Annotated in this window: 18 protein-coding genes and 7 tRNA genes; 9 read left to right on the top strand and 16 right to left on the bottom strand. The window is 60.6% G+C overall.

All coding sequences use genetic code 11. The features are described 5' to 3' along the window. Positions 1-42: 42 nt before the first annotated feature. The 3 genes from GV819_RS29685 to leuC all read right to left on the bottom strand — a co-directional run bounded on the left by GV819_RS29685 (position 43) and on the right by leuC (position 2974). Positions 43-807, bottom strand: a complete 765-nt coding sequence (locus GV819_RS29685; RefSeq protein ID WP_161759593.1) for a class I SAM-dependent methyltransferase — start codon at positions 805-807, stop codon at positions 43-45. Between the two features lie 93 nt (positions 808-900). Further along, positions 901-1545, bottom strand: a complete 645-nt coding sequence (gene leuD, locus GV819_RS29680; protein ID WP_161759592.1) for a 3-isopropylmalate dehydratase small subunit — start codon at positions 1543-1545, stop codon at positions 901-903. A gap of 10 nt (positions 1546-1555) precedes the next feature. After that, positions 1556-2974 (bottom strand): 3-isopropylmalate dehydratase large subunit, encoded by a 1419-nt coding sequence (gene leuC / locus GV819_RS29675; protein WP_161759591.1) that lies wholly within the window; start codon positions 2972-2974, stop codon positions 1556-1558. Positions 2975-3127: 153 nt separating this feature from the next. Here leuC and GV819_RS29670 point away from each other — a divergent pair, with 153 nt between their 5' ends. Both GV819_RS29670 and GV819_RS29665 read left to right on the top strand, forming a co-directional pair. After that, positions 3128-4018: a LysR family transcriptional regulator gene (locus tag GV819_RS29670; protein ID WP_161759590.1), complete on the top strand. Its 891-nt coding sequence runs from the start codon at positions 3128-3130 to the stop codon at positions 4016-4018. A gap of 82 nt (positions 4019-4100) precedes the next feature. Further along, the gene (locus tag GV819_RS29665; protein WP_161759589.1) at positions 4101-7379 is read left to right on the top strand and encodes a sensor domain-containing protein; all 3279 of its coding nucleotides are present in this window, start codon (positions 4101-4103) and stop codon (positions 7377-7379) included. A gap of 48 nt (positions 7380-7427) precedes the next feature. Here GV819_RS29665 and GV819_RS29660 read toward each other — a convergent pair whose 3' ends face one another. The 11 genes from GV819_RS29660 to gltX all read right to left on the bottom strand — a co-directional run bounded on the left by GV819_RS29660 (position 7428) and on the right by gltX (position 12979). Continuing rightward, on the bottom strand, positions 7428-7874 hold the full coding sequence (locus GV819_RS29660) for an Hsp20 family protein (protein WP_161759588.1): 447 nt from the start codon (positions 7872-7874) through the stop codon (positions 7428-7430). Positions 7875-7987: 113 nt separating this feature from the next. Next, a complete protein-coding gene (locus GV819_RS29655) occupies positions 7988-8947 on the bottom strand; it encodes a tRNA dihydrouridine synthase (protein ID WP_161759587.1) in 960 nt (319 codons plus the stop codon). A 164-nt stretch (positions 8948-9111) separates the two neighbouring features. After that, positions 9112-9546, bottom strand: a complete 435-nt coding sequence (locus GV819_RS29650; protein WP_161759586.1) for an acyl-CoA thioesterase — start codon at positions 9544-9546, stop codon at positions 9112-9114. Between the two features lie 174 nt (positions 9547-9720). Further along, complete coding sequence (locus GV819_RS29645) at positions 9721-10260, bottom strand: TetR/AcrR family transcriptional regulator (protein ID WP_161759585.1); 540 nt, start codon at positions 10258-10260, stop codon at positions 9721-9723. 183 nt (positions 10261-10443) lie between these two features. Then, a tRNA-Glu gene (locus GV819_RS29640) sits at positions 10444-10519 on the bottom strand. Positions 10520-10597: 78 nt separating this feature from the next. Next, positions 10598-10673: transfer RNA gene (locus tag GV819_RS29635), tRNA-Ala, on the bottom strand. A 52-nt stretch (positions 10674-10725) separates the two neighbouring features. Beyond that, positions 10726-10801: transfer RNA gene (locus GV819_RS29630), tRNA-Glu, on the bottom strand. Between the two features lie 78 nt (positions 10802-10879). Continuing rightward, positions 10880-10955: transfer RNA gene (locus GV819_RS29625), tRNA-Ala, on the bottom strand. A gap of 52 nt (positions 10956-11007) precedes the next feature. Continuing rightward, positions 11008-11083 (bottom strand) — tRNA-Glu (locus GV819_RS29620). Positions 11084-11162: 79 nt separating this feature from the next. Continuing rightward, positions 11163-11238: transfer RNA gene (locus GV819_RS29615), tRNA-Ala, on the bottom strand. A 259-nt stretch (positions 11239-11497) separates the two neighbouring features. Next, positions 11498-12979: a glutamate--tRNA ligase gene (gene gltX / locus GV819_RS29610; protein WP_161759584.1), complete on the bottom strand. Its 1482-nt coding sequence runs from the start codon at positions 12977-12979 to the stop codon at positions 11498-11500. A 233-nt stretch (positions 12980-13212) separates the two neighbouring features. On the opposite strand from gltX, the gene GV819_RS29605 reads away from it, so the two are divergent. Both GV819_RS29605 and GV819_RS29600 read left to right on the top strand, forming a co-directional pair. Next, on the top strand, positions 13213-14259 hold the full coding sequence (locus GV819_RS29605) for an HlyD family secretion protein (protein WP_161759583.1): 1047 nt from the start codon (positions 13213-13215) through the stop codon (positions 14257-14259). Further along, positions 14249-15799: an MDR family MFS transporter gene (locus GV819_RS29600; protein ID WP_161759582.1), complete on the top strand. Its 1551-nt coding sequence runs from the start codon at positions 14249-14251 to the stop codon at positions 15797-15799. The genes GV819_RS29605 and GV819_RS29600 overlap by 11 nt, the downstream gene beginning before the upstream one ends. Before the next feature lie 136 nt (positions 15800-15935). Here the strand turns inward: GV819_RS29600 and uvrB are convergent, their stop codons facing one another. Then, on the bottom strand, positions 15936-17951 hold the full coding sequence (uvrB, locus tag GV819_RS29595) for an excinuclease ABC subunit UvrB (protein ID WP_161759581.1): 2016 nt from the start codon (positions 17949-17951) through the stop codon (positions 15936-15938). A 336-nt stretch (positions 17952-18287) separates the two neighbouring features. On the opposite strand from uvrB, the gene GV819_RS29590 reads away from it, so the two are divergent. After that, positions 18288-19484: an amino acid aminotransferase gene (locus tag GV819_RS29590; protein ID WP_161759580.1), complete on the top strand. Its 1197-nt coding sequence runs from the start codon at positions 18288-18290 to the stop codon at positions 19482-19484. A gap of 133 nt (positions 19485-19617) precedes the next feature. After that, complete coding sequence (locus GV819_RS29585; RefSeq protein ID WP_161759579.1) at positions 19618-19815, top strand: hypothetical protein; 198 nt, start codon at positions 19618-19620, stop codon at positions 19813-19815. 6 nt (positions 19816-19821) lie between these two features. Here the strand turns inward: GV819_RS29585 and GV819_RS29580 are convergent, their stop codons facing one another. Beyond that, positions 19822-20055 carry a hypothetical protein gene (locus GV819_RS29580; RefSeq protein ID WP_161759578.1) on the bottom strand — a complete coding sequence of 78 codons (234 nt, stop codon included), beginning with the start codon at positions 20053-20055 and terminating at the stop codon, positions 19822-19824. Between the two features lie 269 nt (positions 20056-20324). Between GV819_RS29580 and GV819_RS29575 the strand changes: the two genes are divergently transcribed. From GV819_RS29575 to GV819_RS29565, 3 genes are all read left to right on the top strand, one after another. Then, positions 20325-20400, top strand: a tRNA-Asn gene (locus GV819_RS29575). Positions 20401-21008: 608 nt separating this feature from the next. Further along, complete coding sequence (locus GV819_RS29570) at positions 21009-22166, top strand: MFS transporter (RefSeq protein WP_161759577.1); 1158 nt, start codon at positions 21009-21011, stop codon at positions 22164-22166. A 113-nt stretch (positions 22167-22279) separates the two neighbouring features. After that, positions 22280-22861, top strand: a complete 582-nt coding sequence (locus GV819_RS29565) for an SH3 domain-containing protein (protein ID WP_161759576.1) — start codon at positions 22280-22282, stop codon at positions 22859-22861. The last annotated feature ends 16 nt before the right edge of the window (positions 22862-22877 follow it).

Here is a 22877-nt window from a genome sequence, read left to right as displayed (position 1 = left end):
ATTTACTCTGTCGGCGCGCCCGCAGGCACACCCGGAAAAATTCTATCGCTCGGCCCACAGCACCAGTACATCTGTACTGAACGAACCATCGGCCTCAATCTCGAAATATTCGCGCACTTCATTGCCCATCGCCTGCTGCAAGTCACGGATGGCCGCACGCATGACCTCGGGCGTACGCATGCGCTCGACCCAGGAGCTGTACTCCAGGCGCAGGCGTTGACGGGAGGTACTGCGCGTATGCAAACCGGCCTCGCTGACCTGGCGCAGCCACTCCCCCGCCGAATAATCGCGCACATGACTGGTGTCGCGCAGCACTTCCACGCTTTGCAGGTAAGTGTCGAACAACGGGCTGCCCGGCGACAAGACATCAATGAACGCCACCACACCGCCCGGTTTCAACACCCGGCGCACTTCCCGCAGGGCCAGGCCCAGGTCGCTCCAGTGGTGAGCCGAATAACGACTGAACACAAAATCGAACTCACCATCGGCGAATGGCAGGTGCTCGGCGGCGCCGTGCCGGGTGCTGATATTACCCAATTTGCGCTCGGCCGCTGCACTGGCCACCACGTCGAGCATCTGCTGCGAAAGATCGTACGCCACCACTTCCTTGACCAGCGGTGCGACATGGAAGCTGACATGCCCCGCGCCACAACCCAGGTCCAGCACCCGAGCGTCGCCCCGGCCCGCAACCTCAGCCTGTAGCAGGGCGAACTCGGTGCCCTGAGCGTGCACTGCACTGCTCAGATAGGCCGAGGCCTGCTCACCAAATTGCGTCTGTACCACCTGGCTATGGGCCTTGCTGGTCATGCTGTAATCCTTTTTATCAGGGAGAAATGGCGTTCGGCGGCCAGCCGGTGCCTGCCTGGATCGGCAGGCGCCCGCGAGCTGGCGGACAGTCATTCAGGCGTCGCGGAACAACCAGGGCTGGCTCGCCCGGTGCTTGGTCTCGAAGGCGGCGATGGCGTCACCGTCCTGCAAGGTCAGGCCGATATCATCGAGGCCATTGAGCAGGCAATGCTTACGGAAGGCGTCGATCTCGAACTGCAGCACCTTGCCGTCAGGACGAGTCACGGTTTGCGCCGCAAGATCGATGCTCAACTGGTAGCCCGGCGTAACCTCGACCTGCTGGAACAATTCGTCGACTTCAGCGTCGCTCAAGATGATCGGCAACAAACCGTTCTTGAAACTGTTGTTGAAGAAGATATCGGCATAGCTCGGCGCGATGATGCTGCGAAAACCATACTCTTCCAGCGCCCAGGGTGCGTGCTCACGACTGGAACCGCAGCCAAAGTTTTCCCGTGCCAACAATACGCTGGCCCCCTGGTAGCGTTCGGCGTTAAGGATGAAGTCCTTGTTCAACGGGCGCTTGGAGTTGTCCTGATAAGGCTGGCCGACATCAAGGTAGCGCCATTCATCAAACAGGTTGGGACCGAAGCCGGTGCGCTTGATCGACTTGAGGAACTGCTTGGGGATGATCTGATCGGTATCGACGTTGGCACGATCCAAAGGCGCGACCAAACCATTGTGCTGAGTGAAAGCTTTCATGCTGCGCTCCTTAGATCAATTCACGGACGTCGACGAAACGACCGTTGACGGCGGCGGCGGCGGCCATGGCCGGGCTCACCAGGTGAGTACGTCCACCGGCACCCTGGCGCCCTTCGAAGTTGCGGTTCGACGTGGAGGCGCAATGCTCACCGGACTCCAGGCGGTCCGGGTTCATCGCCAGGCACATCGAGCAGCCCGGCTCACGCCATTCGAAACCGGCTTCGAGGAAGATCTTGTCCAGGCCTTCCGACTCGGCCTGAGCCTTGACCAGGCCCGAGCCCGGCACCACGATCGCCTGCTTGATGGTGGAAGCCACCTTGCGGCCCTTGGCGATCACCGCGGCAGCGCGCAGATCTTCGATCCGCGAGTTGGTGCAGGAGCCGATGAACACGCGATCCAACTGAATGTCGGTAATTGCCTGGTTGGCACTCAAACCCATGTATTTCAAGGCACGGACGATGGAGTCACGCTTGACCAGGTCCATTTCCTTGGCCGGGTCCGGGACGTGCTGATCTACCGCAAGGACCATTTCCGGCGAGGTGCCCCAGCTGACTTGCGGCTTGATCTGCGCGGCATCGAGTTCGACCACGGTATCGAACTTGGCATCGGCGTCGGACACCAGGTCTTTCCAGGCTTCAACAGCCAGGTCCCACTCCGCGCCTTTAGGCGCGAAGGGCCGACCCTTGACGTACTCCACAGTCTTTTCGTCCGCGGCTACCAGGCCTACACGAGCGCCGGCTTCGATGGACATGTTGCAGATGGTCATGCGGCCTTCGACGGACAGCTCGCGAATTGCGCTGCCGGCAAATTCGATGGCATGGCCATTACCGCCAGCGGTGCCGATCTTGCCGATCACCGCGAGGACGATGTCCTTGGCCGTCACGCCGAACGGCAAGGTGCCTTCCACGCGCACCAGCATATTCTTCATTTTCTTGGCCACCAGGCACTGGGTGGCGAGTACGTGCTCTACCTCGGAAGTGCCGATGCCATGGGCCAAGGCGCCGAAAGCACCATGGGTGGAGGTGTGGGAGTCACCGCATACCACGGTCATGCCCGGCAAGGTCGCGCCCTGCTCCGGGCCGATCACATGGACGATGCCTTGGCGTACGTCATTCATCTTGAATTCGACGATGCCGTATTCATCACAGTTGTCATCGAGGGTCTGCACTTGCAGACGGGAAACCTGGTCGGCAATCGCTGCGATCCCGCCCTTGCGCTCAGGCGTGGTCGGTACGTTGTGGTCCGGGGTGGCAATGTTGGCATCGATACGCCATGGCTTGCGACCAGCCAGACGCAAGCCTTCAAAGGCTTGTGGCGAGGTCACTTCGTGGATGATGTGACGATCGATATAGATCAGCGCCGAACCATCGTCGCGCTGCTTGACCAAATGCGAATTCCAGAGCTTGTCGTAGAGCGTCTTGCCAGCCATCGGAGCATTCCTCATCAGCTTGTTTCTATGCCCTGGGCCCTGATCGTCGGCCGATCAATAACCCCTTGGCTTGTGAGGCTGATGCTATGGCGTTAGATTAAATAACTCAAATTCATATTTTTCATGCTTTGGATAACCAACTGGAATACTACTATGGACCTGGCCAACCTCAATGCCTTTATCGCCATCGCCGAGACGGGCAGTTTTTCCAGTGCCGGCGAACGCCTGCACCTGACCCAGCCAGCCATCAGCAAACGCATCGCCGGGCTGGAGCAACAACTCAACGTGCGACTATTCGACCGCCTAGGGCGCGAGATCGGCCTGACCGAGGCCGGGCGCGCCCTACTGCCCCGGGCCTATCAGATCATCAACGTGCTGGATGACACTCGCCGGGCCCTGACCAACCTCAGCGGCGAAGTCAGCGGGCGCCTGACGCTGGCTACCAGCCATCACATCGGTTTGCACCGCCTGCCCCCTCTGCTGCGGGCCTTTACCCGGCGCTACCCGCAAGTGGCTCTGGACATTCAATTCCTCGACTCCGAAGTGGCCTACGAGGAGATCCTGCACGGCCGGGCCGAACTGGCGGTGATTACCCTGGCCCCCGAGCCGCACAGCCTGATCAAGGCCTCCGCCGTCTGGGACGATCCGCTGGACTTCGTTGCCGCCCCGGAACACCCGCTGGTCAGCAACGGCCAGGTGAGCCTGGCGGACGTTGCCCTGCATCCGGCGGTTTTCCCCGGCGGCAACACCTTTACCCACCATATTGTCCAACGCTTGTTTGAAGCCCAAGGCCTGATACCGAACATCGCCATGAGCACTAACTACCTGGAAACTATAAAGATGATGGTTTCCATTGGCCTGGCCTGGAGCGTGCTGCCACGCACCATGCTCGATGACCAGGTCGCGCGCATTCCTTTACCGGGCATACAGCTGCGTCGCCAGCTAGGCTATATCCTGCACACCGAACGGACGTTGTCGAATGCTGCGCGGGCTTTCATGGCCTTATTGGATGCACAGGTCGATTGGCCAGGGAACCCGGCATAGCACTTCGGGTATTGCCCGTGCCATACAGCACCTCATGAGCCTCCCGCGCCAAACGAACTACTCAGCTCAAGGCTTGCCCCCCATGCCCAAACCCGCTGACCGCACTCCGCCCATGCCGCGCATCCACGCTGTCGACCCCCGGGAGTCGGAACAGAGCTGGGAAAGTGCGCCACAGTTGCTCGCTGCGCTCAACGGCGCACGGCTAGGGGCCTGGTACTGGGACATTGAAAGCGGGCAGATCAGCTGGTCCCGAGGCACCCAGGCGCTGTTCGGCTTCGATCCGCGCCAACCCTTGCCGGAAAACCTCGAGTACCTCGACCTGCTGCCCGTCGAAGATCGGGGCAGGACCATGCGCGCCTTTCATTCAGTGCTGGCGGGGGCGCCGCTGGAACACGCCATGCACCACCGGATTCGCTGGCCCGATGGCAGCCTGCACTGGCTGGAGATCAACGGCAGCGTGCTGCCGGACAAGCACGGCAAGCCTCGAATGATCGGGGTGATCCGCGAGATCACTCACCAGCGCCAGCGTGAGGAAGCCCTCAGCAGCTCGGAAAAGCGTTTCGCCACCCTGTTTCACCTATGCCCCAACATGGTGCTGCTGACCCGCCTGGAAGATGGACTGATCAGTGAAGCCAACCAATACTTCGAAAGCCAGTTCGGCTGGCCCGCCGAACACGTGATCGGTCGCACCACCCTGGAGATCGGCCTGTGGGTCAATCCCGAGCAGCGCGCCCAACTGATCAAGGCGGTGCAGAAGCGAGGCCAGGCCGCCAGCCTTGAGGTGCAATTTAGTGCCAGCAACGGACAGATCCACGACGGCATCCTCAGTGCGCAAAAGGTCGAACTGGAAGGCAAGGCCTATCTGCTCAGCACCTTTCTCGACACCAGTGAACGCAAAAGAGCCGAACAGGCCCTCAAAGACAGCCAGGAACGCCTCGACCTGGCCCTGGATTCAGCACAGTTGGGCACCTGGGACTGGCACATACCCAGCGGCATGCTCTATGGCTCGGCCCGTGCCGCGCAGTTGCACGGCCTGGAGGCGGCGCCGTTCCATGAATCCTTTGACGCATTCTTCGAGGGCGTACCCACCGAAGAACGCGACTCCATGCGTGACGCCTACCGCAGCCTGCGGGAAGGACCGGCAGGCAATTACCAACTGACCTACCGAGTGCAACTGGCGGACGGCAGCTCACGCTACCTGGAAAGCCGTGCCCGCCTCTATCGCGATGAACAGGGCAATCCGTTGCGCATGGCCGGCACCTTGCTCGACATCACCGAGCAGGTGGAGCGCGAACAGCGCCTGATCACCTCCGAAGAGAAGTTCGCCAGCCTGTTCCAGGTCAGCCCGGACCCGATCTGCCTGACCGTGCTGGAAACCGGCCAGTTCATCGAGATCAACTCCAGCTTCACCCAGACCTTCGGCTGGACCCTGGAGGATGTGATCGACCGCAGCGCCGAGCAGATCGGCCTCTGGGAAGATCCCGCTCCGCGCCTGCGGCGGATCGAACAAGTGATTCGCGAACAGGCGCTGAACAATGTCGCGGTGGTGGTCAACCACAAGAACGGCCAGCCGCTGACCTGCATCATTTCCAGCCGGCTGATCAACGTGGACAAGCAGCCGTGCATCGTCACCACCCTGCGTGACATCACCCAGCAACAGCGCTCGGAAGCCGCGCTCAAGGCCAGCGAAGAGAAGTTCGCCAAGGCCTTTCACTCCAGCCCCGACGCCATCACCATTACCCAGCGCGACACCGGTCGCTACCTGGAGGTCAACGACGGCTTCTGCCGCCTGACCGGCTACCGCACCGAAGAAGTACTCGGCCACACCATGTACCAGGTCGGAATCTGGGCCGAGGAAGCCCAGCTTTCCACGCTACTGGCGGAGCTCAAGCTCAAGGGCCGGGTGCATCATCTGGAGATGCTCGGGCGCAACAAACGCGGGGAAGTCCTGACTCTCGAGGTCTCGGTCGAACCGATCATCCTCAATGAGACACCCTGCCTGTTGCTGACCGCGAGGGATGTCAGCCTGCTGAAGAATGCCCAGGCGCAGATCCGCCACCTGGCCTACCACGACCCCTTGACCAACCTGCCCAACCGCGCCCTGCTGATGGACCGCTTGAGCCAGCAGATCGCCCTGCTCAAACGCCACAACCTGCGGGGCGCCCTGTTGTTTCTCGACCTGGATCACTTCAAGCACATCAACGATTCCCTGGGACACCCGGTGGGCGACACCGTGCTGAAAATCATCACCGCCAGGCTGGAAGCCAGCGTGCGCATGGAAGACACCGTGGCACGCCTGGGCGGCGATGAGTTCGTGGTGCTGTTGAGCGGCCTGGAAGGCTCGCGCAATGAAGTCAGCGAGCAGGTCCGGCAACTGGCTGGCACCTTGCGCGAACTGCTCTCGGAACCGATGTTCCTCGACGGCCAGCGCCTGCAAGTTACCCCCAGCATTGGCGTGGCACTGATCCCCGACCACGGCTCGACGCCCACCGACCTGCTCAAGCGCGCCGACATTGCCCTCTATCGCGCCAAGGACTCCGGGCGCAACACCACGCAGATGTACCACAACACCATGCAGAAGGCCGCCAGCGAGCGCCTGCGCATGGAAACCGACCTGCGCCTGGCCTTGTCCCGTGGTGAATTCAGCGTGCACTTCCAACCCCAGGTGGATGCCCGTGACAACCGGATCGTTGGCGCCGAGGCCCTGGTGCGCTGGCAGCACCCGGAACTGGGCACCCAGTCACCGAGTGAATTCATCAAGGTGCTGGAGGACAGCGGGCTGATCCTTGAGGTCGGCACCTGGATTCTCGATGAGGCTTGCCTGGCCTTCAGCCAGCTGATCAACCAGGGCCTGGTAGATCCGTATCACTTCAGCCTGTGCGTCAACATCAGCCCACGGCAGTTCCGCCAGAACGACTTTGTCGAAAAAATCGAACGCAGCCTGACTGCCCATGCCCTGCCCTACTCACTGCTCAAGCTGGAGATCACCGAGGGCATCGTCATCCAGAATCTGGACGACACCATCAGCAAGATGCGCCGACTGAAGAAACTCGGGGTCAGTTTTGCCATGGATGACTTCGGCACCGGCTACTCCTCCTTGACCTACCTCAAGCGCCTGCCGGTGGACACCCTGAAAATCGACCAGTCCTTCGTTCGTGATGCGACCCACGACCCCAATGATGCAGAGATCATCCGGGCCATTGTCGCCATGGCTCGCAGCCTGGACTTGAAGGTCATCGCCGAAGGCGTGGAAACCCCACAGCAGTTGGAGTTTCTACAAGGATTGGAATGCCACTTGTACCAGGGCTATCTGCACAGCCGGCCGCTCCCCCTGAACGAGTTCAAGAAACTGCTGAAATGACCGCCACGAAAAAGGGCGCCACCAGGGCGCCCTTCTTTTACGGCGATATTAGTTTTGCAGAGCCGCCTGCTGCACACCGTTGATCGGGATGCGCTTGGCTTTGGCCTCTTCCGGCACGACCCGCAGCAGGTCGATGTTCAACAGACCATTGCTCAGGCCCGCAGACTTGACCTCGATATGGTCTGCCAGGCGGAACGACAGCTTGAACGCGCGCTGGGCAATGCCCTGATGCAGGTAAGTGACGTTCTGATTGGCGTCGCGCTTGCCACCGCTCACGGTCAGCACGCCGTTTTCCACCTGCAGCTCCAAGTCTTCTTCCTGGAAGCCAGCCGCCGCGATCACAATGCGGTATTGATCGTCAGCGTATTTTTCAACGTTGTAGGGTGGATAGCTACTGCCCGGCTCATTGCGCAGTGCCGACTCGAACAAGTCGTTGAAACGGTCGAAGCCGACAGAGGAACGGAACAGCGGGGCCAAGGAAAATGCAGTACTCATGGGTCTATCTCCTGATATTCAGCGAGTGGTTATCTCCGCGACCCGAATTCGGCATCGCGTACCCAAGAGATATGGATCGGCCCCGGCATTTCAAGAGGTGTTTTTTGAATTTTTTACGCCGCTTCGCTGCGTGGCATACCTAGCAGGCGCCCCACCTGGTCCAGATCGGTTTCCCGACGCAAGGCGGTGAATAGCTCGACCGCTTCCGGGTAGTTGCGAGTCAGCATTGCCAACCACTGCTTCAAACGCCCAGGCGCCGAACGTGGCGTCAACTGCACCACCACCTGCGCCCAGAAGTCCTGGAGCATCGGTTGCAAATCGGCCCAGGACATCTCCTGCACTTCTTCTCCAGCCCGAGCGGCAGCAATCTGCCGGGCCAGATCCGGACGCGATACCAGTCCGCGCCCAAGCATAATGTCCTCGACGCCGCTGATCTCCCGGCAACGCCGCCAGTCCTCGACACTCCAGATATCGCCGTTGGCGAACACCGGCACCCTGACCACGTCCTGTACCCGCGGGATCCACTCCCAGTGCGCCGGAGGCTTGTAGCCGTCAACCTTGGTCCGCGCGTGCACCACGATATGCTCCGCTCCACCCTCGGCCAACGCCGTGGCACATGCCAGGGAGCCATCCGGGCTGTCGAAGCCCAAGCGCATTTTCGCGGTGACCGGAATATGTGCCGGAACCGCCCGTCGTACATGCTCGACAATCTGATTCAGCAGCTCGGGCTCCTTGAGCAGCACCGCCCCGCCCCGTGACTTGTTGACGGTCTTGGCCGGGCAACCGAAATTAAGATCGATGACCGCGCTGCCCAACTCACAGGCCAGCGCAGCGTTTTCGGCCAGACACACTGGATCGGAGCCCAACAACTGCACCCGCAACGGCACGCCGGCGGCAGTCTGTGCGCCTTGCAGCAATTCGGGGGCGAGCTTGTGGAAATAGGCAGGCGTCAGCAGACGGTCATTGACGCGAATGAACTCGGTGACACACCAGTCAATCCCGCCAACGCGGGTCAGTACATCGCGCAGGATGTTGTCGACCAACCCCTCCATGGGCGCCAGGGCAATTTGCATGAAACACACTCAACAAAAAAACGGGCAAAAAAAACGTCGCCCAGTCTACTGGGTTTCACCCACCCGCTGGGATTTTGTAGGAGCCGGCTTATCGGCGTGCCCCGCGCTCCGCACTTGAAGGCGCCTTAACTGGCAGCCAACCCCTGCGACACGGGAGAAAGCGATCAGGAAGCCTGCAAGGCCGGCCCGTAGCCCTCGAGGAACTCGACAGGCATGCGCTTGGGCTTGCCAGTGGACAATTCGATGCAGACAAAGGTGGTCTGGGCCCGCAGCAGCGTGGCGCCATCGCTCGGACGGACCAGCTGGAAGCGCCGGGTCATTTTCAAGCGTTGATCCCAGTCGACGATCCAGGTGGCCAATTGCAGTTCATCTTCCTCATAACCTGCAGCCAGATAATCAATCTCGTGCCGCACCACCGCCATCGCCCGGTCCAGACGGCGATACTCGGCCAGATCCAGCCCCAGTCGCTGGGAATGCCGCCAGGCGCAACGCTCCAGCCAGGTGACGTAGACCGCATTATTGGCGTGCCCCAAGCCATCGATATCCTCGGCGGCAACCTGCAGATCGATGACGAATGGCGTTGCCAGATCCCAACTCATGCCCAACTCCCGGTCAGATTTTTTGACTGGGGCAGTGTAACGGATGCTCAGGTGGATTGGCGTGCTGCAGATGCTGGCCGGCGATCAGCACAAACGAATTGAGTGGCGCGCCGTTGATGCTACGAATCCAACTCAACCCGCTCCTCACTCGCCATTGCAGAATCAAGCCTCAGGTCATAGAACTGCCGACTTGGCAGCACGCAGCAAGCGGTCGGACAACTCACCCGGACCCAGCGCCCGCGCCAGGGACAATCCACCTACCATCAGCGCCATGTCTGCCAGAGCCTTGTCCGTGTCTTCGGGGCTTGCGGCCAATTGCGCAACCATCAACTCCATGTGCTCGCTCAAAGCGTTGCGAAAACTGTCCGGCAAGCGCCCCAACTCACCGACTGAAGCCGGAATAGGGCAAGCCTGCTCGGTAGAGTCACGGTGCTTGCGCGACAGATAAAATGCCGCCGTAAGCGCCCTACGCTCCTCGCCACTCAAGCTCGAGTCCATTTCGTCGAGCAGGCCACGGCGGTGGGCGAGCAACTGAGTGAAGGCCTCCAGCATCAGCGCATCCTTGCTTTCAAAGTGCGCATAGAAGCCGCCCACCGTCAGCCCGGCCGCCCCCATCACCTCACCCACACTCGGCTCGGCCGGGCCATGCTGAATCAGCGCGGAACTGGCGGCCTGGAGAATGCGTTCGCGGGTCTGAGCTTTTTTATCGTTCATGGTTGCCTCCGAATATTACGGAGAAAATATTATTCGCATAATAATTTTCCGCAAGTCGCTAGCGTGACCGTCGGTCAGAGGGGCAGGCTGAGGAAAAAAGAGAAAATTGGCTGAACGCCAGACAAACAAAAGGGCCATTCAATAATCGAATGACCCTTAAAAATCCCGCAAAGCGGGTAAACGTGGCGTCCCCTAGGGGACTCGAACCCCTGTTACCGCCGTGAAAGGGCGGTGTCCTAGGCCACTAGACGAAGGGGACACAAACCCTTCTAACAACTGACCAGTGCTGAGTACTGATCGATTCAAGGCCGGTGTGGCCAGGCCTTGAACTGTAAATTGGTGGAGCTAGACGGGATCGAACCGTCGACCTCTTGCATGCCATGCAAGCGCTCTCCCAGCTGAGCTATAGCCCCGGATTTTCGCCTCGCGGCGCAGCGACGTCTTGCAACATCACTTGTGTGAAACTGGCGTCCCCTAGGGGACTCGAACCCCTGTTACCGCCGTGAAAGGGCGGTGTCCTAGGCCACTAGACGAAGGGGACACAAACCCTTCTAACAACTGACCAGTGCTGAGTACTGATCGATTCAAGGCCGGTGTGGCCAGACCTTGAACTGTAAATTGGTGGAGCTAGACGGGATCGAACCGTCGACCTCTTGCATGCCATGCAAGCGCTCTCCCAGCTGAGCTATAGCCCCGGATTTTCGCCTCGCGGCGCAGCGACGTCTTGCAACATCACTTGTGTGAAACTGGCGTCCCCTAGGGGACTCGAACCCCTGTTACCGCCGTGAAAGGGCGGTGTCCTAGGCCACTAGACGAAGGGGACACAACCCTTCTATACAACTGACCAGTGCTGAGTACTGATCGATTCAAGGCCGGTGTGGCCAGACCTTGAACTGTAAATTTGGTGGAGCTAGACGGGATCGAACCGTCGACCTCTTGCATGCCATGCAAGCGCTCTCCCAGCTGAGCTATAGCCCCTCGTCGGTTAGGACGGGGCGAATCTTAAGGGGCGATCGGAACGCTGTCAAATTTTTTTCGGTTTTTTGAAAAGAAATTTGCCGGGATAACAATCACTTACCACCCCACCCGGAAAACCCAGGCTTTTCCGCCCTTCCCGACCCGCGCCAGCTAGCGCAAAAGGGCTACCGCGGGCCAGCAACCAACCCGCCTGGCGCTTGAGACTCAAGCGTAGTCGAAAAGGTTGCCGCCTCGGCCACTCCCGCAGCGCACAACTGCCTCAGGCGATCGTGCCCAGCAGTTTTTCCCACTCTTTATTCTCTTTCTTCGACACACCACCGAGCAGATCGATGGCCTGGCGCAGGCGGAAACGAGTCAGGTCCGGCCCCAGGATTTCCATGGCATCGAGCACCGACACCGAACTGGCCTGGCCAGTGATAGCGGCAAACATCAGCGGCATGGCATCACGCAGCTTCAGTTCCAGGGACTCGACCACCGCCTGAATAGTCGCGGTGATACTGTCCTTCTCCCACTGCCGCAGGCTTTCGAGCTTCCACAGGATCAATTGCATCAGTTGGCGCACCTGATCGCCCGAGAGTTTCTTGGACTCGAAGAGCTTGGCATCCGGGGTTACGCCACCGGCAAAGAAGAAACCTGCCAAGGGAGCGATCTGACTGAAGGTCTCGACCCGCCCCTGAACGTGCGGCGCAATCTTCATCAGGTATTCGGGATTCAAGGCCCAGGTCTGCACCCGACTGGCGAACTCTTCCAGCGGCAGGTCCCGCAGCCACTGGCCATTGAGCCAGGACAGCTTCTCGACATCGAAAATCGGACCGCCGAGGGAAACCCGCGACAGATCGAAGTTGTCGACCATTTCCTGCAACGAGAACTTCTCGCGCTCGTCCGGCATCGACCAGCCCATGCGCCCCAGGTAGTTGAGCATGGCTTCAGGCATGAAGCCCATGCGCTCGTAGAACGTCACCGAGGTCGGGTTCTTGCGCTTGGACAGCTTGCTCTTGTCCGGGTTACGCAGCAGCGGCATGTAGCACAACTGCGGCTGTTCCCAGCCGAAATATTCGTACAGCAGGATCAGCTTCGGTGCCGATGGCAGCCACTCTTCGCCACGCAGCACGTGAGTGATACCCATCAGATGGTCGTCGACCACATTGGCCAGGAAGTAGGTCGGCAGGCCGTCGGTCTTCATCAGCACTTGCATGTCCATGCGATCCCACGGGATCTCGACATCGCCACGCAACAGGTCCGGGACCACGCAGACGCCTTCGGTCGGCACTTTCATGCGGATCACGTGAGGCTCACCAGCAGCCAGGCGCTGAGCCACCTCTTCCTTGGACAGCAGCAAGGCTCGGCCGTCGTAACGCGGGGTTTCACCGCGAGCCATCTGCTCGGCACGCATCTGGTCCAGCTCTTCGGCGGTGCAGAAGCACGGGAAGGCGTGCCCCAGGTCCACCAACTGCTGGGCGTACTTCTGGTAGATGTCACCGCGCTCGCTCTGACGGTACGGGCCATGAGGACCACCGACATCCGGACCTTCGCTCCAGTTGATGCCCAACCAGCGCAAGGCATCGAAAATCTGCTGCTCGGACTCACGGGTCGAACGCAATTGATCGGTGTCTTCGATGCGCAGGATGAACTCGCCGCCATGCTGCTTGGCAAAGCAGTAGTTGAACAAAGCGATGTAAGCAGTACCTACGTGGGGATCCCCGGTAGGCGATGGCGCAATGCGCGTGCGGACGGTGGTCATGGCATGTCTCGAGAAGAATAGAAAAACGAGGAATAAAACAGGGGGCGAATGGTAACAGGCGACACCAGCCCGGCTCCAGTGAGGAGGGCATTTAAGCCAAGGTTGCGCCTACAGGCCACTCCAACCCCGGTGAATAGCCAATAATCAGCCAATGGCATTTACCACCCAGTGGCTATCTGCCAGATTCGCCCACTGATAAATTTCCTTACACTTTTATTGATTACAGCCTGCCCATGCCTGCCCAACTCAAGCGTCGCCTGTTCATCTTCTTGTCCCTGGTCCTGTTGATCGCCCTGGGCTTCCTCGCCCACTGGTGGTTCCACGGGCGCTTTTATGAAACCACAGACAACGCCTACGTCCAGGGCGAAATCACCCGGATCTCCAGCCAGTTGAGCGCTCGCATCGACGAAGTGCTGGTACAGGACAACCAGCATGTGGAGAAGGGTCAACTCCTGGTGCGCCTGGAAGGCGAGGATTTTCAACTGGCGGTGGATCGCGCCGAAGCGGCCCTGGCGACCCGCGAGGCGGAGCGCCTGCAGGCCCAGAGCAAGCTGACCCAGCAAGCCAGCCTGATTGCCGCGAGCGAAGCCCAGGTGGCATCGACCCAGGCCAGCCTCGGCCGCTCGCAGATCGACCTGTCCCGGGCGCAAACCCTGCGCAAGCCCGGCTACGTCTCCGAAGAACGGGTCACCACCCTCTCCGCCGACAACCATATCGCCCACTCCCAGGTCATCAAGGCCCAGGCCGATCTGCAAGGCCAGCGCCAGCAGGTCAACGCCCTAAATGCCGAGATCAAGCGCCTGGATGCGCAGATCGCCAATGCCCAGGCCGATCTGGCTCAGACGCGACTGAACCTGACCCGCAGCGAGATCCTCGCCCCCATCAGCGGCATCATCGGCCAGCGTGCCGCGCGCAATGGCCAAGTGGTGCAGGCCGGCGCCTATCTGCTGTCGATCGTTCCTGACCAGGACATCTGGGTCCAGGCCAACTTCAAGGAAACCCAGATCGGCCACATGCGACCCGGACAGCAGGCCGAGCTGACCTTCGATGCCTACGGCGATACGCCGATCCAGGCTCAGGTCGACAGCCTGTTCGCCGCCTCAGGCGCGCAGTTCAGCCTGCTACCGCCGGACAACGCCACCGGCAACTTCACCAAGGTGGTACAGCGTATTCCGGTAAAGCTGACCTTTGCCGCCGACAATCCGCTGCAGGGCAAGATCCGTCCTGGCATGTCCGTGACCGTCAAAGTGAACATCAAAGACCCTGTCGATGGCCGGTGATCAACTGCTGCGCCCGGTAGGCGAGCCGACCCGACGTGACTGGATCGCAGTCATGAGCGCGATGCTCGGTGCCTTCATGGCAGTGCTCGACATCCAGATCACCAACTCTTCCTTGAGAGACATCCAGGGCGCACTGTCCGCCACGCTGGAGGAAGGCTCGTGGATCTCCACCTCCTACCTGGTGGCGGAGATCATCATGATCCCCCTCACCGCCTGGCTGGTGCAGTTGCTCTCGGCACGGCGGCTGGCGGTCTGGGTATCGGTGGGGTTTCTCATTGCCTCGCTGCTTTGCTCCACGGCCTGGAGCCTGGAAAGCATGATCGTGTTCCGCGCCCTGCAAGGCTTTACCGGTGGCGCGCTGATTCCCCTGGCGTTCACCCTGACCCTGATCAAGCTGCCCGAACATCATCGAGCCAAAGGCATGGCCATGTTTGCCATGACCGCCACCTTCGCCCCCTCCATCGGCCCGACGCTGGGCGGCTGGCTGACGGAAAACTGGGGCTGGGAATACATCTTCTATATCAACGTGCCGCCAGGCCTGCTGATGATCGCCGGCCTGCTCTACGGCCTGGAAAAAAAGGCAGCCCATTGGGAGCTGCTGAAAAGCACCGACTACACCGGCATTCTCACCCTCGGCGTGGGGCTGGGCTGCCTGCAAGTGTTTCTGGAGGAAGGACATCGCAAGGACTGGCTGGAATCGAGCCTGATCGTGACCCTGGGCAGCATTGCCCTGGTCAGCCTGATCAGCTTCGTGATCGTGCAGGTGTCCAAACCCAATCCGCTGATCAACCTGGGGATTCTGCGCAACCGCAACTTCGGGCTGTCGAGCATTTCCAGCCTGGGGATGGGCGTCGGCCTGTACGGCTCGATCTACCTGTTGCCGCTGTACCTGGCGCAAATCCAGGACTACAACGCCTTGCAGATTGGCGAAGTGATCATGTGGATGGGAGTGCCGCAGCTGTTTCTGATTCCCCTGGTGCCCAAGCTGATGCAGTTCATCCCGCCGAAATGGCTGTGCACCCTGGGTTTTGGCCTGTTCGGATTGGCGAGTTTTTCCTCGGGCGTGCTCAACCCGGACTTTGCCGGACCGCAGTTCAACCAGATCCAGATCATCCGCGCACTCGGCCAACCGCTGATCATGGTCACCATCTCGTTGATCGCCACCGCTTATATACAGCCTCAAGACGCGGGATCGGCCTCCAGCCTGTTCAACATTCTGCGCAACCTCGGCGGCGCCATCGGCATCGCCTTGCTCGCGACCCTGCTGGACGCACGGACCAAGACCTACTTCGACTACTTGCGCGAAGCCATAGTCCCGAGCAACCCGCAGGTTGCGGAACGCCTGGCCAACCTCACCGAGAAGTTCGGCAATGAGACTGCAGCCCTGGGCAAGCTCAGCGAGATCACCCATCAGCAGGCGCTGATCATGGCCTACAACGATGCCTTCCATTTTGTCGGGATTGCCTTGGGAGTCAGCATGCTGGCAATCCTGCTGACCAAGGCGCTGCCCAAAGGGCTCAAGGCCGGCGAAGCTCATTGACCAAGCGGCGGGAACCGGCTTTCGCAAGATCAAGCTTGTACCGGCGCCGGCTTGCCAGCGAACAGGCCCCTCACTCCATCACAGGATTCAAGGGCTTCTTCGCCGGCAAGCCGGACAAGGATGGATGATGCCGCGCTCAGACAGTCAGCAGACGCTCGCGCAGCTTGGTGATTTCGTCACGCATCTGCGCTGCGGCCTCGAATTCCAGGTCCCGGGCCAACTGGTACATCTTCTCTTCGAGCTGGCGAATACGCTTGGTGATCTCGCTCGGCGAACGCAGTTCGTTTTCGTAGCGGGCATTTTCCTCGGCGGCCTTGGCCATGCCTTTGCGCTTCTTGCTACGAGAACCCGGAACGGTGGCGCCTTCCATGATGTCAGCGACATCCTTGACCACGCCCCTGGGGGTAATGCCATTGGCCAGGTTGAAAGCGATTTGCTTGTCACGCCGGCGCTCAGTTTCGCCAATCGCCCGCTCCATGGAGCCGGTGATGCGGTCGGCATAGAGGATCGCCCGGCCATTGAGGTTACGCGCAGCCCGGCCGATGGTCTGGATCAATGAACGTTCGGAGCGCAGGAAGCCTTCCTTGTCGGCGTCGAGAATCGCCACCAGGGACACTTCCGGCATGTCCAGGCCCTCACGCAACAGGTTGATACCCACCAGCACGTCGAAGGTGCCCAGGCGCAAATCGCGGATGATTTCCACCCGCTCCACGGTGTCGATGTCCGAGTGCAGGTAACGTACACGCACGCCGTGATCAGCCAGGTAATCGGTAAGGTCCTCGGCCATGCGCTTGGTCAGTGTGGTCACCAGCACTCGTTCTTCCACGGCCACGCGCTTACCGATTTCCGAGAGCAGGTCGTCCACCTGGGTCAGGGCCGGGCGCACTTCCACCTGCGGGTCCACCAGGCCGGTAGGACGCACTACCTGCTCTACCACACGCCCGGCGTGCTCGGCCTCGTAGTTGCCCGGAGTGGCGGAAACAAAGATGGTCTGCGGGCTGACCCCTTCCCACTCATCGAAGCGCATCGGCCGGTTATCCAGGGCCGACGGCAGGCGGAAACCATATTCCACCAGGGTTTCCTTGCGTGAGCGGTCGCCTTTGTACATGGCGCCGACCTGAGGCACGCTGACGTGGGACTCGTCGATTACCAGCAAGGCATCCGCCGGCAGGTAGTCGTACAGCGTCGGCGGCGCCGCGCCGGCAGGACGGCCAGAGAGGTAGCGGGAGTAGTTCTCGATGCCGTTGCAGTAGCCCAGCTCGAGAATCATCTCCAGGTCAAAACGGGTGCGCTGCTCAAGACGCTGGGCTTCCACCAGTTTGTTGTTGGAGCGCAGGTATTCCAGGCGCTCCTGCAGCTCCACCTTGATGCCCTCGATGGCGTCCAGCAGGGTTTCCCGCGGAGTCACGTAGTGGCTCTTGGGGTAGAAGGTGAAACGCGGCAGTTTGCGAATCACTTCACCGGTCAGCGGATCGAAGGCACTGATGCTTTCCACTTCGTCGTCGAACAGCTCGATGCGGATCGCCTCAAGATCGGATTCCGCCGGGTAGATGTCGATCACATCACCCCGCACACGAAAGGTGGAGCGGGCAAAGTCCATGTCGTTGCGGGTGTATTGCAGGTCCGCCAGGCGCCGCAACAGCGCACGCTGGTCGAGCTTGTCACCGCGGTCCACGTGCAGGACCATTTTCAAGTAGGTTTCCGGGCTGCCCAGACCGTAGATGCAGGACACCGTGGTGACGATGATCGCGTCCTTGCGCTCCAGTAACGCCTTGGTCGCGGAAAGACGCATCTGTTCAATGTGGTCGTTGATCGACGCGTCTTTCTCGATAAAGGTGTCCGAGGACGGCACATAGGCTTCGGGCTGGTAGTAGTCGTAGTAGGAAACGAAGTACTCCACCGCATTGTTCGGGAAGAAGGCCTTGAATTCACCGTACAACTGCGCCGCCAGCGTCTTGTTCGGCGCCAGCACCAGGGTCGGGCGCTGCACCTGGGCGATCACGTTGGCGATGCTGAAGGTCTTGCCCGAGCCGGTCACACCGAGCAGGGTCTGGTGCGCCAGACCGGCCTCAATGCCCTCGACCATCAGACGGATGGCTTCCGGCTGGTCGCCGGCAGGCTGGAAGCGGGTGACTAGCTGGAACTCAGACATAACGTACCTCTGGAATCATTCGTATACGGCAAGACCGCACAGGAACGAGAAAGACCACGTACGACCCATGTCGCCGAGGAAAAATCGGGAATGTTCTAGATGTGGAGCCAAATACCACAGCTTTCAAGGTAAAGGTCCTACACCCGCTAACACCCTGGATGTTGCAATAAGACTAACGGTCGAAAAATAAAGCGAAAAACTTGCCGCAAAAGCTCAATCGGCTGTCGCTCCCCGCGATGATGGCCTCTATACTAGCTCCCCGTTTGTGCACCGCTCTAGTGCATTCGGCTGGAGCGCGACACGTCCCTCCACACTCCATTCAGAGCCGCCGTAAAAATGAGCCTGTTCTCCGCTGTCGAAATGGCACCACGCGATCCAATCCTGGGCCTCAACGAAGCATTCAACGCCGACACCCGCACCAATAAGGTCAACCTTGGGGTGGGCGTGTACTGCAACGAGGAGGGACGCATTCCGCTGCTGCGCGCCGTTGTCGAAGCCGAGACAATTCGCGCCGCTCAACACGCCTCCCGTGGCTACCTGCCGATCGACGGCATCGCCGCCTATGACCAGGCAGTACAGAAGCTGCTGTTCGGCAACGACTCGCCACTGCTGGCTGCCGGCCGCGTAATCACCACCCAGGCCGTTGGCGGCACCGGCGCACTGAAGATCGGTGCCGATTTCCTCAAGCAATTGCTGCCGAACGCCGTGGTTGCCATCAGCGATCCGAGCTGGGAAAACCACCGCGCACTGTTCGAGACTGCCGGCTTCCCGGTACAGAACTACCGCTACTACGACGCCGCCACTCATGATGTAAACCGCGCCGGCCTGCTGGAAGACCTCAACGCCCTGCCGGCCCAATCGATCGTGGTGCTGCACGCCTGCTGCCACAACCCGACCGGTGTCGACCTGAGCCCGCAAGACTGGAAAAACGTGCTGGAAGTGGTCAAGGCGAAAAACCTCGTGCCATTCCTCGACATGGCTTACCAGGGCTTTGGCGACGGCATCGACGAAGACGCCGCAGCGGTGCGCTTGTTCGCCGAGTCGGGCCTGACCTTTTTCGTCTCCAGCTCGTTCTCCAAGTCGTTCTCGCTGTACGGCGAGCGTGTCGGTGCCCTGTCCATCGTCAGCAGCTCGAAGGAAGAAAGCGCGCGCGTGCTGTCCCAGGTCAAGCGTGTGATCCGCACCAACTACTCCAACCCGCCTACCCACGGCGCAACCATCGTTGCCGCAGTGCTGAACAGCCCGGAACTGCGCGCCCAGTGGGAGCAGGAACTGGCGGAAATGCGCCTGCGGATTCGCGGCATGCGCACCCAGATGGTCGACCTGCTGAGCAAAGGCGCACCACAGCACGACTTCAGCTTCGTCGGCCGTCAGTGCGGCATGTTCTCCTACTCCGGCCTGACGGTTGAGCAAGTCACTCGCCTGCGCAACGAGTTCGGCATCTATGCCCTGGACACCGGCCGCATCTGCGTTGCCGCTCTGAACCAGAACAACATCGGCGTAGTGACCAAGGCGATCCTGCAGGTGATCTGATTCGCACCCGCACAAAAAAAGGGGAAGCCATCGTGCTTCCCCTTTTTCATGCCCTTGTCACACATATTCCCCCAGGCCCGGCTTCTGCAACCTCTAGACTGAGGCCATGCTTCCCTTCTGATCGAGAACACAAATGAAAGACGATGACCTGCGGGCTGACCGCGACGAGCTGGAGCGCTATCAGCCCCGCGCGCAGAAACGTGAAAAAAGCCTGGTGCTGCAAATTGCCCTCGGCGTGTTCCTTGGCGGACTGGCGCTGTGGCTGGTGCAACTGGCGGCCACCTCGCTGATGGCCAAGCTGATGCTCGGTACCTTGACCTTCGGCGGTTGAACCGGCTCAGTCCGTCAGTTCGCCCAAGCGCTGGCTGGCGGCATCGTCGAAGGCCACATACAGCGCCTCGGCGATTTGACTCTTTATCGCCTTGGCGCTCTCCAGCCCCAGGACAAAACCTTCGGCCTTGCCTGCGGCACGATTCAGATCAGCCGTGGACCCCGCCTGAGCAATTGCATCCCACAGCTTGCTGGCCTGTGGCCCTACTCCCTTGGGCAGACTGATCTGCTCAATGCTCATGACAGCACCTTGAATCGAGGGGCGAAAAAGCGTGCGGGAACCAACGAGAAATCGAAGCGGATCATAAATCTACCTTTGCGGCTTGAGGCCGGCAGCGCGTGAAACCACTTCCGGGGCGCCATGGTAGCCCCTCCCGGCCCGCCGGTAAGCGTGAGGGAGCGATAAATCCCTCAAACAATGTCACTGCATCATTCAGTTGTGTGCGTGCCGGCAAAAAAATGCCTGCACTTGCTTGACTTCCCTTTTTGAATCAGTAAGATACGGCGCATTCCGCGATAGCTCAGTTGGTAGAGCAAGTGACTGTTAATCACTGGGTCCCTGGTTCGAGTCCAGGTCGTGGAGCCATATTCCTACACTGATTTTCATCATTCCTCACAAGAGCGCCCTGCTCTTTCGGAAAATCAGCTCAAGCCCCCCCTCAGTAGATAACCGATCCGCATGTCAGCCAGGCATGCGGATGAACGTCCCCGCATGCCAGAAATCCTCATGCCCAGGTCCTGTTGCCTTGCCGCAAAGGCTTGACGTAGGCTGTGCGCCTCTTTATCCGACCAGTCAGACAATGATGTTCCTGCCAGCACAATCACCGTGCATTTCCCCCTCGATGAGCCCCTCGGCAACCCTCGCTGTTGCCCAGCATGACTGCGCGATCAACCGTCGGCGCCGCAGCGTACTGTTTGCCTTCACCTTCTCCCCGCCTCAGGGCAATCGCTGATAGCGATTGACTCCGGCCTGCAGCACAACGATTGGCTGCAGGAGCTGGCTGTAGTAACCGGCTTGCCAGCAAAGGCCCTCTGAAGAGCAGCACATCACTCAATGGTCTCTTCGCCAGCAAGCCAGCGCCTACCCAAGTGGCACACGCCCGGCAATCGCCCGCACGTCGGCCCGCCTTATCAGGCGGTGTCTGCAACACCCCTACTTTTCGGTGCCTGAACCTTCAGGCGCAGGTCTTGATCATGAACAAAGCCTTGTTAGCGGCCCTGATCCTGGGCATTTCCATCGTCGGCCTGAGCATCGGCTCAACGGTGCCGATCCTCGCTCTACGCCTGTATCAGGCCGGTGCGTCCAATAACCAGATTGGCCTCATGTCGGCACTGCCTGCAGCGGGCATGATGCTTTCGGCGTTCCTGGTCAATAGCCTGTGCCAGCGCCTGACCCGTCGTCAGATCTACCTGCTGTGCTTCAGCCTTTGCGCCCTGAGCGTCGCCGCCCTGGAACTGCCAGGGGCCAGCCTCTACAGCCTGGGTGTGGCCCGGATCGCCATGGGCCTGGGCGCGGGGCTGATCATCATTCTCGGGGAAACCTGGGTCAATGAAATGGCCGAAGACGCTACCCGCGGACGGTTGGTCGCGGTGTACACCACCTGCTTCACCTTCTTCCAGCTGTTGGGCCCCGGCCTCGTGTCGCTGCTAGGCACCGAGGGACCGACAGTGCTCGCGATTGTCAGCGTCGGCTACGCCGTGGCGATCGCCGTGGTCTGGCTGACCCTGCCCCAGGAAGACGCCCCAAGCCCACACAGCGAAAGCCGGACATTCTCGGTGCTGGGTTTCATCCGCATCGCCCCGGCGCTGTGCGTGGGCATCCTGTTCTTCGCTTTTTTCGACAGCGTGGTGCTGTCGCTGTTTCCGGTGTACGCCGCCACCCATGGCTATAGCATCAAGCTCGCGGCGCTGATGGTGACCATCATTCTCCTGGGCGATACGGCATTCCAGTTTCCTCTGGGCTGGCTCTCGGACAAGCTCGGGCGTCCCGGCATCTACCTGGGTTGCGGCGTCATCGCCCTATTGATCGGCCTGAGCCTGCCGCTGCTGATGGAGGCTCCCGGCCTGCTCTGGCCAAGCCTGGTGATTCTTGGCGCAGCTGCCGGCGGCATCTACACCCTGGCCATCGTGCTGATCGGCCAGTCTTTCAGCGGGGCCGACCTGGTGACCGCCAATGCCAGCGCCGGCCTGCTCTGGGGCATCGGCAGCCTGCTAGGACCATTGCTCAGCGGCGCGGCTATGAGTGGTGGCAGCTATGGCCTGCCGCTGACCCTGTCAGCCGCCGCCGCGCTGGTGGTGGTGTTTGCCCTGTCCCTGGTGCGCCAAGGACATTTCAGCAAGGTCGCGGAGTAAAATCCGCGCCCGCTGCATTGGTCGATCAGGACGCGGCACGTGACGATTCACAGGCCGCGTGTTTGTCATTACCATCGCGCCATCCGACTCTGCACCTCATGGATTCCCCCGCGATGGACCGACCTCTGTACCTCTTGCCTGTGTATGGGCTGCTGCTTCTACTTCCTCTGCCAGTTCTGGCCGAGACAGCGGTGGATTGCGCCACGCTGAGCGACAACGTCTCCCTGGAAGCCGGCGCATACCGCCCGCCCCTGGAAGCCAAGGTGATCGGCGCAGGACGCCTGCATTTCCACAGCGGTCCGAATGCCGCCTGCGTGAACCACACGTTGTATGTGGTCCCAGACGATGTCCTGACGGCCTATGCATCCAGCGACAACGGTTGGACCCAGGTCATGTACATCGCCAAGGACGGTGAGGACTACACCGGTTGGGTCGAGGAAAAACGCCTGCAACTCGGCGGTCATTACGGCGGCGCACAGCTGCCGGCGGACGTCACCGCCTTCATCCAGCGCCATGAAGAATGCCTGCACTTCGCCGGCGAAGAGCCCTATGACGCAGAGCGCAGGGCCTTCCTCGAGAAAGCCGTCAATGAGGTCTGTGTCGGCCATGATCGCCAGCTCGCGGCCTTGCGCAAGCAGTACCAGGAGCAACCCCTAGCCCGGCAAGCCCTCGCCTCTCTGGAGAACCTGGAATAACCCCTCGCCCATAAAA

The sequence above is a fragment of the Pseudomonas sp. Fl5BN2 genome (genome assembly GCF_009908205.1).
Classification (GTDB): Bacteria; Pseudomonadota; Gammaproteobacteria; order Pseudomonadales; family Pseudomonadaceae; genus Aquipseudomonas.
Note: the sequence above shows the minus strand (reverse complement) of the source record. Positions and strands in the feature narration are given on the sequence as shown.